The sequence below is a fragment of the Amycolatopsis decaplanina DSM 44594 genome (assembly GCF_000342005.1).
Taxonomy (GTDB): Bacteria; Actinomycetota; Actinomycetes; order Mycobacteriales; family Pseudonocardiaceae; genus Amycolatopsis; species Amycolatopsis decaplanina.
On record NZ_AOHO01000043.1, the window covers coordinates 55,635 to 76,767 of the forward strand.

Genomic DNA, 21,133 nt, shown 5'->3' on the forward strand with positions numbered 1-21,133 from the left:
CATGTGTCCATGAGCGTTCAGCACGAGATCTCCCAGCGTGATCTCCGGAACCGGTCCGGCGAGATCATGGACGCGGTCGAGCACGGGGAGACCTTCACCGTGACCCGTAGCGGCTCGCCCATCGCCCAGCTGGTCCCGCTTTGTCGTCGGCACGCCGTTTCGCGGGACCAGTTCGCCACCGGCTCGGCCAACGCTCCGCTCATCGACCCGGACAGGTTCCGCGCGGACCTCGACGACGCTTTCGAAGGGGAGGCGGACGATCCCTATGGCCGCTGAGGTCCACGGCCTGCTCGACACGAACATCCTCATCCTCCGGCGGGCGATCGATCACGCCGAGCTGCCGGACCTGATGTCGATCAGCACGATCACGCTCGCCGAACTTTCGGCCGGCCCGCACTACGCCGCCGACCCGGCCGAGCGGGCCCGGCGCACCGATCTGCTGCAACGGGTGGAGTCCGAATTCGACCCGCTGCCCTTCGGTACCGAGGCGGCCCGGATCTTCGGCCGGGTGTCGGCGTCCGTGCTCGCGATGGGCAGGACGCCCCGGCGCCGGGTGGCCGACCTGATGATCGCCAGCGTGGCCATCGCTCATCGGATGCCGCTGTACACCACGAATCCGCAGGATTTCGAAGGCCTGAAGGAACTTCTCGACCTCGTTCCGGTCACCCGGCCGGCTTGAGGCGCTCGCGGGTCGAGGTCCGGTACCGCCCGGGGGCCTGGTGGCGTGCACGCCGGAACGCCCGGCTGAACGCGTACACCGACGTGTAGCCGACCGAGTGGGCGATGGTGTCCACCGTGTCGTCGGTGTCGCGCAGCCGGACGGCGGCCAGGTCCATCCGCCACTGGGTCAGGTAGTCACCGGGGGTCCGGCCGGTGGTTTCGCGGAATCGGCGGGTCAGCGTGCTGCGCGAGGTCGCCAGCTCCGCCGCGAGCAGATCGGTGGTCCACGGCTTCGCCGGGTCCTCGTGGATCTTGGCCAGTGCCACGCTGACCAGCGGATCGCCCAGGACGCCGAGCCAGGTTCCCCGCGTCTCGGCCGGTTTCTCGGTCCGCCACGCGCGGAGCAACTGGACCAGGAGGATGTCGACGAGCCGGTTGAGGACGAACTCGGTGGCGATCTGCGGGGCCGCCAGTTCCCGCGACAACAGCCGGACGGTGTCGTCCAGCCCGTCGCTGCCGCGGTGCGCGCGGATGTGCACCAGGTCCGGCAGGGTGGCGAGCACCTGGGTGGACACCGCCGGGTCGTAGTCGTAGGACGCGCCGAGGACATGGGTCTCCACCTCCCCGGAACCGAGGCGCAGCACGCCACCGCAGTCCCGCGCCTTCTCCGCCGCCGTGCACAGGTTGGGAATGATCGCGACGTCCGGGGCGCTGCGCAGAGTGTGCTCCGGTCCGTTCGGCAACAGGACGACGTCGCCGGGCATGAGCTGCCGCGGCGGGTGCCCGGCCAGTTCCAGCCAGGCCGTCCCGCAGGTGACGGCGTAGAAGGCGGCTCTGGTCATGCCGTGCCAGAGGATGCCCCACGGGCCGGACGCCTCGATCCGCGCTCCGGCGGTGCCCCGGACGCCGCCCACGGCGAGAGTCTCTGCCAACAGGTCCATGACATCGAGAATAGTGCGACAAATGGATATGTTCATGGTGATTTCAGGCATCGATATGGTCACCGAGTGCGCCATACGATCAAGGTCATGGCAGACACGATCGACTTCGACTTCGACGAGATCAACCGCACCGTGATCGCCGAGTTCCGCCAGACCGGCGGCAAGGCGGGCGGCATGTTCGAGGGCTATCCACTGGTGCTCGTGCACCACACCGGCGCGAAGTCCGGCAAGGAGCGGATCGCGCCGCTCGTCCCGCTCCTGGAGGGCGACCGGATCTACATCTTCGCCAGCAAGGGCGGCGCCGACGACAACCCGGCGTGGTTCCACAACCTGGTGGCCAACCCGGACACCAAGGTCGAACTCGGCACCGAGACCTTCCCCGTCCGCGCGCGGGTGCTCACCGGCTCCGAGCGCGACGATGTCTACGCCAGGCAGTCCGCCGTCATGCCGCAGTTCGCCGAGTACCAGAGCAAGACCAGCCGGGTCATCCCCGTGTTCGAGCTGGAGCGGGTGTAGTCAGGGGAGCGGTGCGGCGGACCGTGGTGGGGCTCGTGAGTGGTAAAGACGGTTAGAGCCGTCCTTACCACTCACGAGGCTCGCCACCAGGACCAGCGCGAGGCGGCGGTTTTGTCGGGCCCCGGTGGTAGAACCGATCCGTGACCCTCAAGATCGACATCCGGCAGCGCCGTGCCCGCCTCGCGACGCGTCATCGCCTCACCGAGTCCGCCGAGTCGGTGCACGCCGCCGCGGACGCGGTCGTCGCGCTGCACGCCACGGATCCGGCGTCGGTGCACCTGTCGGCGTGGGCGCGCGTCAAGGGGGACGGCGTCGCGGAAGTGGAGAACGCGCTCTACGAGGAGCGCACGCTGATCCGGATGCTCGGCATGCGCCGCACGGTCTTCGTCCTCGGGCACGAGAACGCGGCGCTCGTGCAGGCCGCGTGTTCCGCCGACATCGCCGAGAAACAGCGCCGCCTGCTCGAACAGCATCTCGGCACGCAGGGACATCCGGAGAACGTGCCGGAGCCGGGACGCTGGCTCGCCGAGGTCGAGGACGCGACAGAGCGTGCGCTGAAGGCCCGAGGTTCCGCCACGGCACAGCAGCTGTCCGAGGACGAGCCGCGTCTCAGGCAGCAGCTCGTGATGTCGAAGGGGAAGCCGTACGAGGCGATCGCCAACGTCACCAGCCGCGTCCTGTTCCAGCTCGCGGTCGACGGCCGCATCGTGCGCGGCCGCCCACGCGGCAGCTGGATCAGCAGCCAGTACTACTGGGCGCCGATGGCGGACTGGCTGCCACAGGGCCTCGCCGAATGGGACGCCGACGCCGCCAGGGCCGAGCTCGCCCGAAGGTGGCTCTACGCCTACGGACCCGCGCCGATCGCGGACCTCCGCTGGTGGACGGGCTGGACGGCCGGCCAGACGAAGAAGGCGCTCGGCGCGATTCAGCCGGTCGAGGTCGACCTCGACGGCGTTCCCGGCGTGGTGCTCGCCGACGATCTGGAGCCGGTCGCGGAACCCGGGCCCTGGGTCGCGCTACTCCCGTCCCTCGACCCGACATCGATGGGCTGGATCGAGCGCGACTGGTACCTCGGCCCGCACAAGGCGCCGCTGTTCGACGGCACCGGCAACATCGGGCCCACCGTCTGGGCCGACGGCCGGATCGTCGGCGGCTGGGCGCAGCGTCCGGACGGCGAGGTCGTCCATCACCTCCTGGAGGACGTCGGCTCGGATGTGGAACGGGCCGTCGAGACGGAGGCGAACCACCTGGCCGGGTGGTTCGGAGAGGTGCGAGTCACGCCACGGATGCGGACACCACTGGAGCGACGGCTAGCACAGCGAAGCTGAGAGTTTTCCCAAGACGTCCTGGTAGCGATGGTCTTAATCGATTCTTGACCTGACCCACCGAGTGGTGGAAGTCTCGTCAGGGCAAAGAGGGTCGCCCGAGCACGCACGCTAGGGTTGCGCCCGAGTAAAGGACGTCTTACCGGGGCGATCCCGGACGAGTCTCAAGGGAGTGGCAGCAGTGACGGTTCGCGTAGGTGTCAACGGCTTCGGCCGCATCGGCCGCAACTTCTTCCGGGCCGTGCAGGCCGCCGGTCACGACATCGAGGTGGTCGCGTTCAACGACCTCGGCGACGTCGCCACCATGGCCCACCTGCTGAAGTACGACTCCATCCTGGGCCGCTTCCCGGGCGAGGTCAGCGTCAGCGACGAAGGCATCGTCGTCGACGGCAAGACGATCAAGGCCCTCGCCGAGCGCGACCCGGCCAACCTGCCCTGGGGCGACCTGGGCGTGGACGTCGTCGTCGAGTCGACCGGTTTCTTCACCAACGGCGACGCCGCCAAGGCGCACATCGCCGGTGGCGCCAAGAAGGTCATCATCTCCGCGCCCGCCAAGGGCGAGGACCTGACCGTGGTGCTGGGCGTCAACGACGACAAGTACGACGGTTCGCAGAACATCATCTCGAACGCGTCCTGCACCACCAACTGCCTCGGCCCGCTGGCCAAGGTCCTGAACGACGCGTTCGGCATCGAGCAGGGCTTGATGACCACCATCCACGCGTACACGCAGGACCAGAACCTGCAGGACGCGCCGCACAAGGACCTGCGCCGCGCCCGCGCCGCCGCGCTGAGCATGGTCCCGACCTCGACCGGTGCCGCCAAGGCCATCGGCCTGGTGCTGCCGGAGCTCAACGGCAAGCTCGACGGCTACGCGGTCCGCGTCCCGGTCCCGACCGGTTCGGCCACCGACCTCACCGTCACGCTGACCAAGAGCGCGACCATCGACGAGATCAACGCCGCGTACAAGGCCGCCGCCGAGGGCCCCCTGGCCGGCATCCTGCGCTACAGCGACGACCCGATCGTCTCGGCCGACATCGTCACCGACCCGGCGTCCTGCATCTACGACGCGCCGCTGACCAAGGTCATCGGCAACCAGGTCAAGGTCGTCGGCTGGTACGACAACGAGTGGGGCTACTCCAACCGCCTCGCCGACCTCGTCAAGCTCGTCGGCAACAAGCTCTCCTGAGTCATGGCGCTGAAGAATCTCGAAGACCTGCTGAGCGGGGACGTTTCGGGCCGGTACGTACTCGTGCGTTCCGACCTGAACGTCCCCCTCGACGGGGAGACCATCACCGACGACGGCCGCGTCCGCGCGGCCCTGCCGACCCTCAAGCGGCTCGCCGAGGCGGGCGCGAAGGTGGTCGTCACGGCGCACCTCGGCCGTCCCAAGGGCGAGCCGGACCCGAAGTTCTCGCTCGCGCCCGTCGCCGCGAAGCTCACCGAGCTGCTCGGCGTCGACGTCCCGCTGGCGGGTGACCTGGTCGGCGAGTCCGCCAAGGCCACCGTCGCGGGCTTGACCGACGGCCAGGTGGCCCTGCTGGAGAACGTGCGCTTCGACGCGCGCGAGACCAGCAAGGTCGAGGCCGAGCGGCAGGAACTGGCCGCCGAGCTGGCCGCGCTCGTCCCGGGCGGCGCGTTCGTCTCCGACGGTTTCGGCGTGGTGCACCGCAAGCAGGCGTCGGTCTACGAGATCGCGCGGGCGCTTCCGGCGTATGCGGGCGGTCTGGTGCTGGCGGAGGTCGATGTCCTCAAGAAGCTCACCGAGGACCTCGCGCGGCCGTACGTCGTCGTGCTCGGTGGCGCGAAGGTGTCGGACAAGCTGGGTGTCATCGCGAACCTGCTGACCAAGGTCGACAGGCTGCTCATCGGCGGCGGCATGGCGTACACCTTCCTCAAGGCCCAGGGCCACGAGGTCGGGAACTCGCTGCTCCAGGAGGACCAGCTGGAGCAGGTCCGCGGCTTCCTCGCCGAGGCGGAGAAGCGCGGCGTCGAGCTGATCCTGCCGGTGGACGTGCTCGCCGCGACGGGCTTCGCGGCCGACGCGGAGTTCGACGTCGTCGACGCGACGGCCATCCCGGCCGGCCGCATGGGGCTCGACATCGGCCCGAAGTCTCGTGAGCTGTTCGCGGGCAAGCTGGCCGACGCCGCGACCGTGTTCTGGAACGGCCCGATGGGCGTGTTCGAGTTCGAGTCCTTCGCCGGCGGCACCCGTGCCGTGGCCGAAGCGCTGGTCAAGAGCGACGCCTTCACCGTGGTCGGCGGCGGTGACTCCGCCGCGGCCGTACGGCGGCTCGGCCTGCCGGAGGACGGCTTCTCGCACATCTCGACCGGCGGCGGCGCGTCGCTGGAGTACCTGGAGGGCAAGGAACTGCCCGGAGTCGCTGTGCTGGGAGAGAACGACTAGTGGCGCGCAAACCGCTCATCGCCGGCAACTGGAAGATGAACCAGAACCACCTCGAAGCCATCGCGCTGGTTCAGAAGATCGCCTTCGCCCTGCCGGAGAAGTACTACGCGAAGGTCGACGTCGCGGTCCTGCCGCCGTTCACCGATATCCGCAGCGTCCAGACGCTGACCGACGGCGACAAGCTGTCGCTCACCTACGGCGCCCAGGACCTGTCGCCGCACGACTCCGGTGCCTACACCGGTGACGTGTCGGGCCCGATGCTGGCGAAGCTGGGCTGCAGCTTCGTCACCGTCGGGCACTCGGAGCGGCGTGAGTACCACGGCGAGTCCGACGAACTGGTGAACAAGAAGGTCAAGGCCGCGCTCAAGCACGGCATCAAGCCGATCCTGTGCGTGGGAGAGAAGCTCGAGGTCCGCGAGGCCGGCGAGCACATCGCCCACACCACGACCCAGCTGGTCGAGGGCCTCAAGGGGCTCAAGGCCGAGCAGGTCAAGGACGTCGTCGTCGCCTACGAGCCGGTCTGGGCCATCGGGACCGGCAAGGTCGCGACCCCGTCCGACGCCGAGGAGGTGTGCGGAGCCCTCCGCGCCACCCTCGCCGAGAAGTACGGTGCCGAGGTCGCGTCCTCGGTCCGCGTGCTCTACGGGGGCTCGGCCAAGGCCAATAACATCAGTGACCTCGTCGCCTGCGAGAACATCGATGGTGCGCTCGTGGGTGGTGCCAGCCTGGATGGTGACGAGTTCACCAAACTCTGCGCACTCGCCGCGGGCGGGCCCCTGCCCTGATCGGGGCACCTACCGGGTAACCTGGGTATCCGGTCCGTCACACAGCAGTGGACGAGTCCAGGAGTACGGTGTGTTCTGGCGGTCAACAGCCGTCAGCGGCACACCGTTTTCCTGCATTCTCCAAGAGCGCAGAGGATGACATGAAGCTGTTCCTGCAAATCCTGTTGATCGCCTCCAGCGTGCTGCTGGTGGTCGCCGTGTTGCTGCACCGCGGCCGTGGTGGCGGTCTGTCTTCGCTGTTCGGTGGCGGTATGCAGTCGAGCCTGTCCGGCTCGAGCGTGGCCGAGAAGAACCTCGACCGGATCACGCTGGGTCTGGGCGCGGTGTGGCTGATCAGCATCATCGGCCTCGGGCTCCTGCTCAAGGTCTGATCGATCCAGGTGTTTCGGCGTGCCTATGGGGGGCGCGCCGCCGATCCCTATAGGTGTGAGGATTCATGGTTGGCGGTAACGCGATTCGGGGCACCCGTGTGGGTGCCGGGCCTTCGGGCGAATCGGAGCGGGGTGAGTCGGCGCCGCGGCGTCGTATTTCCTACTGGTGCGCCAACGGGCACGAGGCACAGCCTTCGTTCTCGATGGACGCCGAGATTCCCGACGAGTGGGACTGCCCGCGCTGCGGGCTTCCCGGTGGGCAGGACGAGAAGAACCCGCCTGCCGCGCCGCGGACCGAGCCTTACAAGACCCACCTCGCTTACGTGAAGGAACGGCGTTCCGACGCCGACGGCGAGGCCATTCTCGCCGAGGCGCTGGAGCGGTTGCGCCAGCGCCGGGAGATCTAACCTTCGCTCACCGGTCGAGCGGGTACCGGGCACGCACCCGGAACCCGCCGTCCTCGGTGTCGGCGGTCTCGAAGCTCCCACCCAGCAGTCGAGCGCGTTCGGCCAGCCCGGTCAGCCCATGTCCTCCCGAGGGCAGGGCCGCACCGGGGGTCCGAGCGCGCTCGTTGCGTATTTCGACCTTGAGCGAGCCGTGCTCGCCCTGGATCCGGATGGTCGCGGTGGCGCCCGGTGCGTGCTTGTGCACGTTGGTCAGGCATTCCTGCACGGTCCGATAGGCCGCCGCCGAAACCTGGCTGGGCAGGAGGTCGGGGATCCGCTCGACGGTGAGGTGCACCGGGACGTCCGAGCCGCGGATCAGCCGGTCGAGTTCGTTGATCCCCGGCAGAGGTCCGTCGTCTTCGGAGCCGGAACGGAGCACGCTCACCAGTGAGCGCAGTTCTTCGAGCGTCTTGGTGCTCAGCTTCCGGATGACCTGCGCGGTTTCGAGCGACCGGGCGTCGGTGGTCTGCGCCTGGAGCGCGCCGGCCTGCATCGCGATCAGCGTGATCTGGTGCGAGACGACGTCGTGCATCTCCCGCGCGAGGCGGGCGCGTTCCTCCGCGCGGACGGCGTCGGCGTGGAAGCGGCGTTCGCGGTCGCGGCTGGCGGCGAGTTCGGAAAGCTTCTGTGAGATCTCGGTCCGCGCCCCGATGAGCAGGCCGATCGCCACCGGCATCCCGGCGACGATGACGCCGTAGATCCCGTCCAGGACGTGTTCGCGCCAGCTGAGCTCGACGAAGTCGGCCAGCGGCCACTGGACGAACCGGCAGGTGAAGACGAGCGCGAACCCGGTCCAGGTCTGCCAGTGCATCTGCTTGCGGGTGGCGAGGAAGCCGAGCGCGATCATCGCGGCCAGCTGGGACCATCCCGCCAAGAACCCGGGGACGGTGACGATCACCGCGAGGAACGGCAGCTTGCGGCGGAAGGCGAGGCCGAGGCACGCGGCGCCGGACAGATAGATGGAGTACGGCTGGGCCTTCTCGGGGATCACCAGCCAGACGTCGAGCGCGGCCAGGAAGATCGCGAGCGTGTCGATGCCCAGCGCGACCAGCGCCGGACGTTTGATCTTGGCGAACGACATGACCCCGGCGGCACGGCGCATCCGGTCGGCGGCGTCCGCTCCGGAGCCGCCCACCGAGATACCTGGCATCGAGAGACCCTCTGTGCTCATCGCTGGCGACCTCACTCGTCTTGTGGACTTGGATGGTGAGACGTGTTCTTCGCCCGATCGGGACGCGCAGGAACGAACAAATGTGCGGATGCTAACGGGTGGATGTACAAAGGCGGTAAGTTTCCCCCAGTCGGGCTAGCGACTGTCCGGTCACTGTCCGCCCTCCGGACAAGTGCATGAACGTTCGGTCGGTCGAATCCACACCGGACCACCCGGGCTCGGTGGTCCGCTGATCATTTCGACGGGTGAATAAGCCGGTTCTGACGACGGAACCAGCGAGAGTTGTCTAGATCACTTTTCGCGTTCGGACGGTCATGTTCGGTGAAGGCCCCCATCGCTACCTTCAGGGTAGGGAAGGAGGCCTTCACGGACTTCCGCCATGGGGGTGTCAGGAATAGGCCGGATGCGCGCAAGGCAGTCGGCGGCGTGCTCGGCCGGAAAGTACATGAAGGCCCCCTTCCTTGCGCCAGGCGCAAGGAAGGGGGCCTTCATGTACTAGAGACGTCAGGCTGTCGGAGTCTGGTAGACCTTCGTCAGCTTCGAGGCGGAACCCCGGTCCAGCAGCCAGAGCGTGCGACGGGTGCCGCGTGCTCCCGCCACCGGGATCTGGACCTCGCCCGCACCGGCCAGCGCCTGCGCGACGGCGTCGGCCTTGGCGTCGCCGCCGGTGACCAGCCAGATGTCCTGCGCGCGACGGATCGCGGGCAGGGTCAGCGAGATCCGGGTCGGCGGCGGCTTCGGGCAGTCGCGCACCGCGACGACCGAGCGTTCCTTCTCGTACACCGCCGGGCTCTCGGGGAAGATCGAGGCGGTGTGCCCCTCCCCGCCGAGGCCCAGCAGCATGATGTCGAACGCCGGGACGTCGCCGTGGTCCCCGCTGAGGACCTCGGCGTAGGCCGCGGCCGCCGCGTCGACGTCGTCGCCGAACTCGCCGTCGGAAGGTGCCATGGCGTGCACCCGCCGCGGGTCGAGCGGGACGTGGTCGAGCAGCGCCTCGCGGGCCTGCTTCTCGTTGCGCTCGTCCGAGTCCGCCGGGACGAAGCGCTCGTCACCCCAGTAGACGTCCAGCCGCGACCAGTCGATCGCGTCGCGGGCACTGGAGTCGCGCAGTTCCTGCAGGATCGCGATCCCCGTGCCGCCGCCGGTGAGTACCACCGAAGCGGAGCCCTTGGCGGCCTGGACGTCGACGATCCGGGTGACCAGCCTGGCCGCCGCGGCGGCGGCCAGGAGGTCCGGGTTCTCGTAGACGACGACCTCGGTTTTGCTCATGAAGCGCCCTTCGCAGCCGGGGCCTTCTTGGCAGCCGGGGCCTTCTTCGCCGCCGGAGCCGACTTCTTCGCCGGAGCGGCCTTCGCGGTGCCGGACGAGATCTTGCCGAGCCCGTTCAGAGAAGCCTCGTAGACCTCGTCCGGGTCGAGCCGCCGCAGCTCCTCGATCAGGCAGTCCTTGTTGTCCCGCCGCTGCAGGGAGATCCGGCGCGTCGGCTGGCCCGGCTGGGTCAGCATGCCGACCCGCCCGTCCGGCCGGTGTAGTTCCACCGGTCCGGAACGCCTGTCCAGCGTCACCGAGATGATGCCCGCGGCACCGCTGCTCTTGACCCGCTTCACCGGCACCTTGAGGTACTCGGCCAGCCAGCCGGCGAGCAGTTCGGTCGACGGTGAGTCGGCCTCGCCGGTCACGGTCGCACCGGTGACCTTCTCGTACGGCGGGAGGTCCAAAGCGGACACCAGCTGCGCGCGCCACCGGGTCAGCCGGGTCCACGCCAGGTCGGTGTCACCCTCCACATAGGACTTCGCCCGCGTGGTGAGTGCTCTTATGGGCGCCTTTTCCGCCGCCGAGTCGGTGATCCGGCGTTGCGCCAGTTCGCCGAGCGGGTCCTTGGCCGGGGCCTTCGGGCCGGTGCCGGGCCACCAGGTGACGATCGGCGCGTCCGGCAGCAGCAGCGGCACGACCGCGCTCTGCCCCTGCGAGGCCAGCGGACCGTAGAGCCGCAGGACGATGACCTCGCTCGCGCCGGCGTCGCCGCCGACCCGGATCTGGCCGTCGATCCGCGGTGCCGCGGTCCGCGCGCCCTTGGCCACCACGATCACCCGCGAGGGGTGCTCCCGGCTGGCTTCGTTGGCCGCCTCGATCGCCTCTTCGAGCCGGTCGTCGTCGTCGGCCACTATGACCAGCGTCAGCACCCTGCCGAGCGCCACCTGCCCGCCCTGTTCGCGGATCTCGACGAGTTTCTTGTTCAGCTGCGACGTCGTGGTCGACGGCAGGTCGATGATCACGGACGCCTCCAGTTCCGGCCGGTACGCTCCAGCATTTCGTCCGCGGACGGCGGTCCCCACGAACCGGGCGGGTACGCCTCGGGCGCCCCCTTCTTGGCCCAGTGGTCGAGGATCGGGTCCAGGATCTCCCAGGACAGTTCGACCTCCTCGTTCACCGGGAACAGCGACGGTTCGCCGAGCAGCACGTCCAGGATGAGCCGCTCGTAGGCCTCCGGGGACGATTCGGTGAAGGCGTGCCCGTAGCCGAAGTCCATGGTGACGTCGCGGACCTCCATCGTGGTCCCCGGCACCTTCGACCCGAACCGCAGCGTGATGCCCTCGTCCGGCTGCACCCGGATCACCAGCGCGTTCTGGCCCAGCTCCTCGGTCGAGGTGGAGTCGAACGGCAGATGCGGCGCCCGTTTGAACACCACGGCGATCTCGGTGACCCGGCGGCCCAGCCGCTTGCCGGTGCGCAGGTAGAACGGCACCCCCGCCCAGCGGCGGTTCTGCACCTCCAGCGTCACCGCGGCGTAGGTCTCGGTCGTCGAGTCCTTCGCGAAACCGCCTTCCTGCAGCAGGCCCGGCACCTTCATGCCGCCCTGCCAGCCGCCCGCGTACTGCCCGCGCGCGGTGGTCTCGTCGAACGGCGCCAGCGGCTTGGTCGCCGAAAGCACCTTGACCTTCTCCGCGCGGAGAGCGCGCGGAGCGAACGAGACCGGCTCCTCCATCGCGGTCAGCGCCAGGAGCTGCAGCAGGTGGTTCTGGATGACATCGCGTGCGGCGCCGATGCCGTCGTAGTACCCCGCGCGACCGCCGAGGCCGATGTCCTCGGCCATGGTGATCTGCACGTGGTCGACGTAGTTGGCGTTCCAGATCGGCTCGAACAGCTGGTTCGCGAACCGCAGCGCCAGCAGGTTCTGCACCGTCTCCTTGCCGAGGTAGTGGTCGATGCGGAACACCGACTCCTCGGGGAAGACGTCGTTCACGATCTCATTGAGCTCCTTGGCGCTCTTGAGGTCGCGGCCGAAGGGTTTCTCGATGACGACGCGGCGCCAGGTGTCTTCGCTCGCGTCGGCGAGGCCGGAGCGGGCGAGCTGCTTGGTCACCACCGGGAACGCGCTCGGCGGGATCGACAGGTAGAACGCGGTGTTGCCACCGGTGCCACGCTCGGCGTCGAGGTCCTTGACCGTCTGCGCGAGCCTGTCGAAGGCGTCATCGTCGTCGAAGGTTCCCTGGACGAACCGGATGCCTTCGGCGAGGCGGTTCCACACCGACTCCTTGAACGGCGTCCGCGCGTGCTCCTTGACCGAGTCGTGCACGAGCTCGCCGAAGTCCTGGTGCTCCCAGTCCCGGCGGGCGAAACCGACGAGCGAGAACCCGGCGGGCAGCAGCCCGCGGTGGGCGAGGTCGTAGATCGCCGGCATCAGCTTCTTGCGGGCGAGGTCTCCGGTCACCCCGAAGATCACCAGGCTGGATGGCCCGGCGATCCGCGGCAGCCGCTTGTCGCGCGGATCGCGCAGCGGGTTGTTCCAGGCTCGTGTCACTCGCCGGCCTCCTGTACCGCGCGGACCAGTCCGGCCAGGCCGGCGGCCCGGTCGGTGAGGTGCAGGCGCAGCACCGGACGACCGTGCTCGGCGAGCACCTGGCCGTCGCCGAGTGCCTGCGCGTGCTGGAGCACGCCGAGGGTGTACGGCCGGTCCGGAACGTCAATGTCGCCCGAGTCGTCCTCGACGGCGCCGGTGATCTGCAGGAAGACACCGTTCTGGTGCCCGCCCTTGTGGTACTGCCCGGTCGAGTGCAGGAACCGCGGTCCCCAGCCGAACGTGGTCTGGCGGCCGGTCCGCTTGGCGATCTCGCCGCGCAGGATCGCCGTCGACGCGTCGTCGAGACGGTCGAGGTACGCCTGCACCGCGATGTAGCCGGTTTCCGGGGCGGAATCGAAGAAAGCCCGCAGGATGTCCGCGAGCTTCCCTTCCGTCACCACGCCTTCCGAGCCGAACACCTCGACCGCGCCGTCCACAGTGGACGGCTCTTCGCCGCCCTTCAGCTTGTCCGGATTGTCGAGCAGCGACCGCGCGGCCTTCTTGGCGGCCTCGACGTCGGGCTGGTCGAACGGGTTGATCCCGAGCAGCCGTCCGGCGAGCGCGGTGGCGAACTCCCACAGCAGGAACTGCGCGCCGAGCGAGCCGGTCACGGAGATCTTCGCGGCACCTTCCGCCTGGCCGACGGCCACCGGGGTGGCGTCGTCCTTGGCGTCGGCGAAACCGGGGGAGTCCGGGCCCTCGACGGCGACCGGCAGGAGACCGGTGCCCTGCTTGCCGGTGGACTCGGCGATCAGCTGCTCCGCCCAGTCGGCGAAACCCTTGATGCCGGATCCGGTATCGGCGATGACGACTTTCTCAGCGCCCTTTTCGTGCGCCGCGCCCCACGCCGCCGCGAGTTTGACCGCGGGGTTGTCCACGGAGTCGGCGGCCAGCTCGTCCGCCACCGAAGCGGCCTGGTCGAGCAGGCGGGCGACGTCCGCGCCGGCGAGCCCGGCCGGGACGAGCCCGAACGCGGTCAGCGCCGAGTAGCGGCCGCCGACGTTCGGGTCGGCGAGGAAGACCTTGCGGTAACCCTCCTTTTCGGACAGTTCCGCGAACGGCGAGCCGGGGTCGGTGACGACCACGATCCGCCGCGCCGCGTCGATGCCCGCGTCGGCGAAGGCCTTCGCGAAGATCCGCCGGTGGCTGTCGGTCTCGACGGTGCCGCCGGACTTCGACGACACGACGATGACCGTGCGCTCCAGGTCACCCGCGAGCGCGTCGGCGACCTGGCCGGGGTCGGTGGTGTCGAGGACCGTCAGCGGGACGCCGTCGGTCGCGGTGATGACCTCGGGGGCCAGCGACGAACCGCCCATGCCCGCGAGGACGACGCGGTCGACGCCCTCGGAACGCAGGTCGGTCCGCAGTGCCTCGATCTCGCCGATCAACGGCCGCGAGGACTTGTGCAGCGTCGTCCACGAGAGACGGATCGACGCTTCGGACTCGGCTTCGGGACCCCACAGTGTGGCGTCCTGGGACGCCAGTTTCGATGCGACCTGGTCGGCGACGAGCCGCTCCGCGAACGGAGCGGCTTCGCCGGCCAGGGCGGCGTCGACGATTTCGACGCCGGTCGTTTCCCCTGCCATGGTCCAGATCAGTCCTTCGCCTTTTCCAGCTGCCCGGTGACGGTCTCGAGAAGCTCGGTCCACGACTTCTCGAACTTTTCGACGCCCTCGTCTTCGAGGACCTTGAACACGTCGTCGATGTCGATGCCGACCACACGCAGCTTATCGAAGACGACCTGCGCGTCCGGGCCCTTGCCGGTCACCGTGTCACCGGTGATCTCGGCGTGGTCGCCCGCGGCGTCGAGGGTCTTCTCCGGCATCGTGTTGACCGTGTCCTTGACGACGAGCTGGTCCACGTAGCGGGTGTCGGAGTACTGCGGGTCCTTCACGCCGGTGGAGGCCCACAGCGGACGCTGCGCGTTCGCGCCCGCCTCGGCGAGTGCCTTCCAGCGGTCCGAAGCGAACAGCTCCTCGAACGCCGCGTACGCGAGACGCGCGTTGGCGATGGCGGCCTCACCGCGCAGGGCGGTGGCCGCGTCGGTGCCGATCGCGTCGAGGCGCTTGTCGATCTCTGTGTCCACACGGGACACGAAGAACGACGCGACCGAGTGGATGCCCTTGAGGTCGTGGCCGTTGGCCTTCGCCTGCTCCAGGCCGGCGAAGTAGGCCTCGATGACCGCCCGGTATCGCTCGACCGAGAAGATCAGCGTGACGTTGACGCTGATGCCTTCGGCCAGGGTCTTGGTGATCGCCGGGAGACCCTCTTCGGTGGCCGGGATCTTGATCAGCACGTTCGGCCGGTCCACGGTCTTCCACAGGTCCTGCGCCTCGGCCACCGTCTTGTCGGAGTCCTTGGCCAGCCGCGGGTCCACCTCGATGGACACCCGGCCGTCGACCCCGTTCGTGGCGGTGTAGACGTCGCGGAACAGGTCCGCGGCGTTGCGCACGTCGGTGGTGGTCAGCTCACGGATGGTGGCCTCGACGTCGGCGCCGCGGGCGGCGAGCTCCTTGGTCTGCTCGTCGTACGCCTCGCCCTTCGACATCGCGTTGGCGAAGATCGTCGGGTTGGTCGTCACGCCCACGACGTGCTTGTCGCGGATCAGGTCGGCGAGGTTGCCCGTGTTCAGGCGCTCACGGGACAGGTCGTCGAGCCAGATCGAAACCCCGGCCTCGGACAGCTGCGCGAGCTTGTCGTTGCTCATGCTTCCCCTTCAGTTCTTGGTGTTGGCGATCGAGCGACGGGCGGCTTCGACGACGGCCTCCGCGGTGAAACCGAACTCACGGAACAGCGTGGCGGCGTCGGCCGACGCACCGAAGTGCTCGATCGAGACGTTCTCCCCTGCGTCACCGGTGAAGCGGTGCCACGACTGGGCGATACCGGCTTCGACGGAGACGCGTGCCTTGACCGACGGCGGGAGGACGGAGTCCTTGTAGGACTGCTCCTGCGCGTCGAACCACTCGACACACGGCATCGAGACGACGCTCGCCGGGATGCCGTCGGCCTCGAGGGTCTTGCGGGCCTCGACGGCCAGCTGGACCTCGGAGCCGGTCGCGATCAGCACGACCTCGGGGCTGCCGTTGGACGCCTCGGCGAGGACGTAACCGCCCCGCTTGACGCCCTCGGCGCTGGTGCCCTCCAGCACCGGCACGTTCTGCCGGGTCAGCGCGAGGCCCGACGGGTGGTGGACGTCCTCCAGGACGGCCTTCCACGCGTACGCGGTCTCGTTGGCGTCCGCCGGGCGGACGACGTTGAGGCCTGGGATCGCGCGCAGCGAGGAGAGCTGCTCGATCGGCTGGTGGGTGGGGCCGTCCTCGCCAAGGCCGATCGAGTCGTGCGTCCACACGTAGGTGACCGGCGCCTTCATCAGCGCGGCGAGCCGCACCGGCGGGCGCATGTAGTCGGAGAAGATCAGGAACGTCGCGCCGTAGGGGCGGGTGCCGCCGTGCAGCGCGATACCGTTGAGGATCGAGCCCATCGCGTGTTCGCGGATGCCGAAGTGCAGCGTCCGGCCGTACGGGCTGGTCTTCCACATGTCGGTGGAAGCCTTCTCCGGGCCGAACGAGTCGGCCCCCTTCATGGTGGTGTTGTTGCTCTCCGCGAGGTCCGCGGAACCGCCCCACAGCTCGGGGAGCGGGTCGGCGAGGGCGTTGAGCACCTCACCGGAGGCCTTGCGGGTCGCGATGCCCTTGGCGTCCGGCTCCCACTTCGGCAGGTTGTCCGCGAAGCCCTCGGGCAGCGAGCGGGTGGCCATCCGGTCCGCGATCTTCTTGCGCTCCGGGTTGGCGGCACCCCACGCCTCGAACTTCTCCTGCCATTCGGCGCGGGCGGTCTTGCCACGTTCGACAGCCCGGCGCGTGTGCGCGATGACCTCGTCGTCGACCTGGAAGTCCCGCTCCGGGTCGAAACCGAGGATCTCCTTCACCGCGGCGACCTCTTCGGCGCCGAGCGCGGCGCCGTGCGCCTTGCCGGTGCCCATCTTCTTCGGCGCCGGGTACCCGATGACGGTCTTGAGCGCGATGAACGACGGCCGCTCGGTCTCGGCCTTGGCGGCCTTGATGGCCTCTTCGATCGCGACGACGTCCTCGCCACCCTCGACGACCTGGGTGTGCCACCCGTAGGCCTCGTAGCGCTTCACGACGTCCTCGGACAGCGCGATCTTGGTGTCGTCCTCGATCGAGATCTCGTTGTCGTCCCAGAAGACGATGAGGTTGCCCAGCTCCTGGCGGCCGGCGATCGAGGAGGCCTCGGCGGTGACGCCCTCTTCGATGTCACCGTCGGAGGCGACGACGTAGACGTAGTGATCGAAGATGCTCTCGCCCTGCGGGGCGTCCGGGTCCAGCAGGCCGCGCTCGCGGCGGGCCGCCATCGCCATGCCGACCGCGTTGGCCAGGCCCTGGCCGAGCGGGCCGGTGGTGGTCTCGACGCCCTTGGTGTGGCGGTACTCCGGGTGGCCCGGGGTCTTCGAGTCCCACTTGCGCAGCTGCTTCAGGTCTTCCAGCTCCAGGCCGAACCCGGCGAGGTACAGCTGGATGTAGAGGGTGAGGCTCGAGTGACCGGCGGAGAGGATGAAGCGGTCACGGGCGGGCCACTCGGGGTCCGCCGGGTCATGACGCAGCGTCCGCTGGAAGAGCGTGTAGGCGAGCGGCGCCAGGCTCATCGCGGTGCCGGGGTGCCCGCTGCCGCAGTTCTCGACCGCGTCCGCGGCGAGCACCCGCACGGTGTCGACGGCCCGCGTGTCGAGGTCGGTCCAGTCGGCGGGCACGTTGCGCTCCAGGAGTGGGTTCTTCTCGCTGGTAGAGGCGGTTTCGGACACTGAACTCGAACTCCCCGTCATCAGGTAGTGGCTTCTCTTCCCTCGTGGGTAACCCACGTGTACCGCTACTAATCTCAATCGATCCGGAAGGGACGATATTCCTGGTCCGGGCCGTTCGCAGTGGCACGCCGTGAGCTACCGCGGCCAGCCTAATGGTTCGGCCGGTCGAGGACCCGCGATCACCCTCTGGAAACAGCACGTCTAACATCGGGGAAGGGTTCAGAACACTCCGGATCCGGGGCCGCCACATCACCCGGAAGCCTGGTGGACCCCGCCCCGAAAACTGACGCAGGGAGTGAAATGTCGTTGGTGAACGCTGCGCACGGACGCAGTGACAGCACCAGCGCCGTACATCCGACCGGTAAACGACCGCACGGTGGCCGGCGAACAATCCGCCAGGTCGTCGGCGCGTACGCCGCCCTCGCGAAGCCCAGGGTGATCGAGCTCCTCCTCGTCACCACGATTCCCGCGATGTTCCTGGCGGGCCGGGAAATCCCGTCGCCGTGGCTGGTACTCGCGACGCTCGTGGGCGGAACCATGGCCGCGGGCAGCGCCAACGCCTTGAACTGCGTCATCGACGCGGACATCGACAAGGTGATGAACCGCACCAAGCGCCGCCCGCTGGTGAAGGATTCGGTACCCCGGCGCGGCGCGCTGATCTTCGGTCTCGTGCTCGGTGTCCTGTCGTTCGCCGTGCTCTATTTCACGGTGAACCTGCTCTCGGCGATCCTCGCGGTCGCGACGATCCTCTTCTACATCTTCGTCTACACGCTGCTGCTGAAGCGGCGTACGTCACAGAACGTGGTCTGGGGCGGTGCGGCGGGCTGTATGCCGGTCGTCATCGGCTGGGCCGCCGTCACCGGCACCGTCGAGTGGCCCGCGTTCGTGATGTTCGGCGTCATCTTCTTCTGGACGCCGCCGCACACCTGGGCGCTGGGCATGAAGTACCGCGACGACTACGAGCGCGCCGGCGTGCCGATGCTGCCGGTGGTCGCCACCCCGCAGCACGTGGCGCGGCAGATCGTCATCTACTCGTGGGTGATGGTCGCGTGGACCCTGCTGCTGGTCCCGGTGACGAGCTGGATCTACACGACGTTCGCGATCCTGGCGGGTGGCTGGTTCCTCTTCTACGCGCACAGCCTGAACGCGGCGGTGCGGCGCGGCGAGGAGACCAAGCCGATGTCGCTGTTCCACCGGTCGAACACGTACCTGATGATCGTGTTCGTCGCGCTGGCCGTCGACTCGGCGATCGGTCTGCCCGCCATCGGGCTGCCCTTCTAGTTCACGCGTGTCAGGGAGGGGCGCTGCGGGTGTCCCCAGCGCCACGCTCGGGACGTCGAATGTCTCGTACGTGACGCTCGGGACGCCGGAAACCTGGGCGGTCCACGGGGGAATGAGATGATGACGGGCGCCGTTGTAGTTCATTCGGCCCCTGTCCCACCTCTCGAAAGCAGGCTGCTTTGTCCGTGTCCCCGGACCGGGAACTCGACGCGCTCGAGCAGGACGTCGCGCTCGAGCAGCAGTACGTCACCACCCTCTACCGCAAGCTCGACACCGAACGCGTCGACGCGCAGCGCAGGCTCGACGAGACGCTGCGCCAGACCGGCGGCACCCCGCAGGCGCGCACCGAACGCGACGTCGCCACGACGCTGTACACCGACAGGCTGTCCCAGCTGAGCTCCGTCGAGCAGGGCCTGTGCTTCGGCCGTCTCGACTTCCTGCCGGACCACGCCGAGGAGACCACCTACATCGGGCGGCTCGGGCTGTTCGACGAGGACGACGACTACCGTCCGCTGCTCGTCGACTGGCGCGCGCCGGTCGCGCGGCCCTTCTACCTCGCCACCGCCGCTTCACCCGAAGGTGTCCGGCGGCGTCGCCACATCCGGTCGCTGAGCCGGAAGGTCGTCGGCGTCGACGACGAGATCCTCGACCTCTCCGCCGCCGACCAGGGCCAGGACCTCGGTCTCGCGGGGGAGGCGGCGCTGCTGGCCGCGCTGGAACGCCGCCGCACCGGCGAGATGAGCGACATCGTCGCCACCATCCAGGCCGAGCAGGACCGCATCATCCGCGCGTCGCCGAACGGTGTCCTGGTGGTCCAGGGCGGGCCGGGCACCGGCAAGACCGCCGTCGCGCTGCACCGCGCGGCGTACCTGCTCTATACCCACCGCCAGCAGCTCACCACGCGTGGCGTGCTGGTGGTCGGGCCGAACAGCACGTTCCTCCGCTACATCGGGCAGGTCCTGCCGTCGCTGGGCGAGACCGGGGTGCTGCTGGCCACGATCGGGCAGCTGTACCCGGGTCTGGACGCGGACGGGCCGGTCACCCGCGAGGCCGCCGAGATCAAGGGCCGTCCGGTGATGACCGACGTGCTCGCCAACGCGGTCCGCGATCGCCAGCGGGTACCGGAGCCGGTGCTGGAGATCGAGTTCGAACGCGAGATCCTCATGCTCGACCGCAAGACCTGCACCGAGGCGCGGACGCGCGCCCGCCGGTCACGCCGTCCGCACAACCTCGCCCGGCGGATCTTCGTCTCCGACCTTCTCGACGCGCTGACCCGGCAAGCCGCCCGCAAACTGGGGGAGGACCTGCTCGACGCGCGGGACGTCCAGGACATCCGGGCCGAGGTCGCCGCGGACAAGAACGTGGCCGCCGCGATCAACGGGCTCTGGCCCAAACTCACTCCGGAGATCGTCCTCGACGAGCTGTTCGCCGACCGCGAACGGTTGCGCAGCGCGGCCGGGAAAGCCTTGTCGGACACCGATCGTGAGCATCTCCACAGCCCGACGGACGCGAAGTGGAGCCCGTCGGACGTCCCGTTGCTCGACGAACTCGCCGAGCTGCTCGGCGAGGACGACACCGAAGCCCGAGCCGAGGCCGCTCGCCGCGAGCGGGAAGACCGCGCCTACGCGGAAGGCGTGCTCGACATCCTCGAACAGGACGAGGAGATCGTCGACGAGGAACTGCTGCGGGTGGGCGACGTCCTCGACGCCGAACTGTTCGCCGAACGTCAGCAGCGCCGCAGCGAGATGACCGCGGCGCAGCGGGCCGCCCAGGACCGGACCTGGACCTTCGGGCACGTGATCGTCGACGAGGCGCAGGAACTGACCGCGATGGACTGGCGGCTGCTGATGCGCCGGTCGCCGAACCGGTCGATGACGCTGGTCGGCGACGTCGCCCAGACCGGGGCGGCAGGCGGGGCGCGGTCGTGGGGAGAGGCGCTCTCGCCGTACGTCGCAGACCGCTGGCGGCTCGAAGAACTGACCGTGAACTACCGGACCCCGGCGGAGATCATGGCCGTCGCGTCCCGGGTGCTCGCCGACGTCAATCCGGAGCTGGAGGCGCCGGTTTCGGTGCGGGAGACGGGTTTCGAGCCTTGGCTGCGCGCGGTGGACCCGGCTGATCTCACCGCGGAGCTGCCGGGTCTCGTCGATGCTGAACTGTCCGCCGTGGACGGTGGGACGGTCGCGGTGCTGTGCCCGTCGTCTCTGGTCGCGTCCCTCTCGGAGGCACTCGGCGAGGCGGGGGACCGGGTATCGGTGATGCCGGTCGAGCGGGCGAAGGGCCTGGAGTTCGATTCGGTGCTGCTGGTCGCCCCCGACGAGGTCGTCGCCGAGTCGCCGCGCGGGCTCAACGATCTTTATGTGGCCCTGACCAGGGCGACCCGTCGGATGGGCGTAGTGCAGACCGGTGACCTTGTTCCGGCGCTGAGCCTAATGGACTAAAGCAATCGATAGTGATCTAGATCACCACCTTTTGGTGGATTCGTGCAGGCCTTTGCGTAGTGAATCATGTTCTACGTATCAGCGGTTGACCTGGGGACTTTCACATCTGAGCGCGACGGGATGTAACTCGCC

At 68.9% G+C, this 21,133-nt stretch carries 19 protein-coding genes; 11 read left to right on the top strand and 8 right to left on the bottom strand.

The annotated features are described in order from the left end of the window. The first annotated feature begins 9 nt into the window (after positions 1-9). A complete protein-coding gene (locus H074_RS08780; protein WP_007029672.1) occupies positions 10-276 on the top strand; it encodes a type II toxin-antitoxin system Phd/YefM family antitoxin in 267 nt (88 codons plus the stop codon). Further along, a complete protein-coding gene (locus tag H074_RS08785; protein ID WP_007029673.1) occupies positions 266-679 on the top strand; it encodes a type II toxin-antitoxin system VapC family toxin in 414 nt (137 codons plus the stop codon). Before H074_RS08780 ends, H074_RS08785 begins: the two co-directional genes overlap by 11 nt. On the opposite strand, the gene H074_RS08790 is transcribed toward H074_RS08785, so the two are convergent. Continuing rightward, on the bottom strand, positions 663-1,601 hold the full coding sequence (locus H074_RS08790; RefSeq protein ID WP_007029674.1) for an AraC family transcriptional regulator: 939 nt from the start codon (positions 1,599-1,601) through the stop codon (positions 663-665). The genes H074_RS08785 and H074_RS08790 overlap by 17 nt on opposite strands. A gap of 87 nt (positions 1,602-1,688) precedes the next feature. Here H074_RS08790 and H074_RS08795 point away from each other — a divergent pair, with 87 nt between their 5' ends. From H074_RS08795 to H074_RS08825, 7 genes are all read left to right on the top strand, one after another. Continuing rightward, the gene (locus tag H074_RS08795) at positions 1,689-2,117 is read left to right on the top strand and encodes a nitroreductase family deazaflavin-dependent oxidoreductase (protein ID WP_039921908.1); all 429 of its coding nucleotides are present in this window, start codon (positions 1,689-1,691) and stop codon (positions 2,115-2,117) included. Between the two features lie 140 nt (positions 2,118-2,257). Continuing rightward, positions 2,258-3,445 (top strand): winged helix DNA-binding domain-containing protein, encoded by a 1,188-nt coding sequence (locus tag H074_RS08800; RefSeq protein WP_007029676.1) that lies wholly within the window; start codon positions 2,258-2,260, stop codon positions 3,443-3,445. 178 nt (positions 3,446-3,623) lie between these two features. Beyond that, positions 3,624-4,628, top strand: coding sequence for a type I glyceraldehyde-3-phosphate dehydrogenase (gene gap / locus H074_RS08805; protein WP_007029677.1), 1,005 nt, complete (start codon positions 3,624-3,626; stop codon positions 4,626-4,628). Positions 4,629-4,637: 9 nt separating this feature from the next. Beyond that, positions 4,638-5,846: a phosphoglycerate kinase gene (locus H074_RS08810; RefSeq protein WP_275450437.1), complete on the top strand. Its 1,209-nt coding sequence runs from the start codon at positions 4,638-4,640 to the stop codon at positions 5,844-5,846. Then, positions 5,846-6,631: a triose-phosphate isomerase gene (tpiA, locus tag H074_RS08815; RefSeq protein WP_007029679.1), complete on the top strand. Its 786-nt coding sequence runs from the start codon at positions 5,846-5,848 to the stop codon at positions 6,629-6,631. Before H074_RS08810 ends, tpiA begins: the two co-directional genes overlap by 1 nt. 140 nt (positions 6,632-6,771) lie before the next feature. Next, entirely contained in the window at positions 6,772-7,002 is a 231-nt protein-coding gene (gene secG / locus H074_RS08820; RefSeq protein ID WP_007029680.1) for a preprotein translocase subunit SecG, read from the top strand. A 65-nt stretch (positions 7,003-7,067) separates the two neighbouring features. Further along, entirely contained in the window at positions 7,068-7,409 is a 342-nt protein-coding gene (locus H074_RS08825; RefSeq protein WP_034311760.1) for an RNA polymerase-binding protein RbpA, read from the top strand. A gap of 7 nt (positions 7,410-7,416) precedes the next feature. On the opposite strand, the gene H074_RS08830 is transcribed toward H074_RS08825, so the two are convergent. From H074_RS08830 to tkt, 7 genes are all read right to left on the bottom strand, one after another. Continuing rightward, complete coding sequence (locus tag H074_RS08830; protein WP_167333163.1) at positions 7,417-8,619, bottom strand: sensor histidine kinase; 1,203 nt, start codon at positions 8,617-8,619, stop codon at positions 7,417-7,419. 504 nt (positions 8,620-9,123) lie between these two features. Beyond that, on the bottom strand, positions 9,124-9,888 hold the full coding sequence (gene pgl, locus H074_RS08835; RefSeq protein WP_007029682.1) for a 6-phosphogluconolactonase: 765 nt from the start codon (positions 9,886-9,888) through the stop codon (positions 9,124-9,126). After that, complete coding sequence (gene opcA, locus H074_RS08840; protein WP_007029683.1) at positions 9,885-10,895, bottom strand: glucose-6-phosphate dehydrogenase assembly protein OpcA; 1,011 nt, start codon at positions 10,893-10,895, stop codon at positions 9,885-9,887. Before opcA ends, pgl begins: the two co-directional genes overlap by 4 nt. Continuing rightward, positions 10,892-12,421 carry a glucose-6-phosphate dehydrogenase gene (gene zwf, locus H074_RS08845; protein ID WP_007029684.1) on the bottom strand — a complete coding sequence of 510 codons (1,530 nt, stop codon included), beginning with the start codon at positions 12,419-12,421 and terminating at the stop codon, positions 10,892-10,894. Before zwf ends, opcA begins: the two co-directional genes overlap by 4 nt. Further along, positions 12,418-14,046: a glucose-6-phosphate isomerase gene (locus H074_RS08850; RefSeq protein WP_007029685.1), complete on the bottom strand. Its 1,629-nt coding sequence runs from the start codon at positions 14,044-14,046 to the stop codon at positions 12,418-12,420. Before H074_RS08850 ends, zwf begins: the two co-directional genes overlap by 4 nt. 8 nt (positions 14,047-14,054) lie before the next feature. Next, complete coding sequence (tal, locus tag H074_RS08855) at positions 14,055-15,167, bottom strand: transaldolase (protein WP_007029686.1); 1,113 nt, start codon at positions 15,165-15,167, stop codon at positions 14,055-14,057. A 9-nt stretch (positions 15,168-15,176) separates the two neighbouring features. Beyond that, positions 15,177-17,279 carry a transketolase gene (gene tkt, locus H074_RS08860; RefSeq protein WP_007029687.1) on the bottom strand — a complete coding sequence of 701 codons (2,103 nt, stop codon included), beginning with the start codon at positions 17,277-17,279 and terminating at the stop codon, positions 15,177-15,179. A gap of 300 nt (positions 17,280-17,579) precedes the next feature. Here tkt and H074_RS08865 point away from each other — a divergent pair, with 300 nt between their 5' ends. Further along, the gene (locus tag H074_RS08865) at positions 17,580-18,560 is read left to right on the top strand and encodes a heme o synthase (protein ID WP_007029688.1); all 981 of its coding nucleotides are present in this window, start codon (positions 17,580-17,582) and stop codon (positions 18,558-18,560) included. A 185-nt stretch (positions 18,561-18,745) separates the two neighbouring features. Next, positions 18,746-21,001, top strand: coding sequence for a HelD family protein (locus H074_RS08870; RefSeq protein ID WP_039921957.1), 2,256 nt, complete (start codon positions 18,746-18,748; stop codon positions 20,999-21,001). The last annotated feature ends 132 nt before the right edge of the window (positions 21,002-21,133 follow it).